At 59.6% G+C, this 907-nt stretch carries 1 pseudogene; it reads right to left on the bottom strand.

Annotated features, from left to right (window positions below):
• Positions 1-406: 406 nt before the first annotated feature.
• Positions 407-549 (bottom strand): annotated as a pseudogene (locus tag EN949_RS37005) (ATP-dependent DNA ligase); the annotation flags it as partial.
• Positions 550-907 lie beyond the last annotated feature (358 nt).

The following is a 907-nucleotide window of genomic DNA, read 5'->3' as shown; positions in this document are numbered from 1 at the left end:
CGTCGAACAAGCCGGAACTGGTCGTGGTCGTCGAAAGCCCGGTGTCGTCGCAGCGTCGACGGGAGATGTTCGAGGCTGTCGACACCGTGCTGCGCCGCAGCCCCGAGGTGGGCGCCTACAACCAGACATTCTGAGTATCCCTTAGGCCGCCGGCTGACAGCCGCACGTCTGCCTGATCGATCACACCCCAACGCGCGCGCTGTTGGAGCTCGCGGCGTCAAAAGTACCGTTGTGGGTCACCTGCGCTTCGCCCAGTAATTGCAGGACCCATCCCGGCGTCCGAGTGAACCTTGGTGGCCGCTGGGATACGCATCATGATCGGAGACGCGAACAGGTGCAAACTTCCCCTGTCGGTGATGAGACCCAAGGATCAGTCGCTTGACCTGTCCTGGTTGTGGCGCGCTCTTCTCGTCAACAGGCGGATGCCATCTTCATCCATGATGAGCTGAGTGCGATACCCGTCGAATTTGATCTCGTGAATCCAGTCGCCCCGCTTGGGCGGGTGTCGACAAGCTCCGGCTCAATAGGTGGGATGAACTTCAAACGCATGAACTGCCTCGCAAGACTGCGATTCAATATAGCGTGCGCTAAAATGGTTCCGGACCATTTTAGACGAATTGAATGTTTGATAGCCATGGCGAATCCGACCTTGGACCACCAATCCCCGGCAAGCTGCACGGTGGCGAGCCAGCCCACGAGACGACAATTTCCATACCTGCCCGATTTGCGGTCAGCAGGTCGACATGCGCGACCTGCGCCGTCATTTGGCACGAACGGCCGAGGCACAGACCGCTGCTGCTGTTGGTTGATCAGGCGAGAATGCCGCTCGAACGGGGCGGCGTTTCGTTGCCCCGGACCCCTCCGACTGCCTCTTCTCAAAAGCTGTTCCATTGCGCGGAGCAAAGTC

This window comes from Mesorhizobium sp. M7A.F.Ca.US.007.01.2.1 (assembly GCF_003998165.1).
Taxonomy (GTDB): Bacteria; Pseudomonadota; Alphaproteobacteria; order Rhizobiales; family Rhizobiaceae; genus Mesorhizobium; species Mesorhizobium ciceri.
Note: the sequence above shows the minus strand (reverse complement) of the source record. Positions and strands in the feature narration are given on the sequence as shown.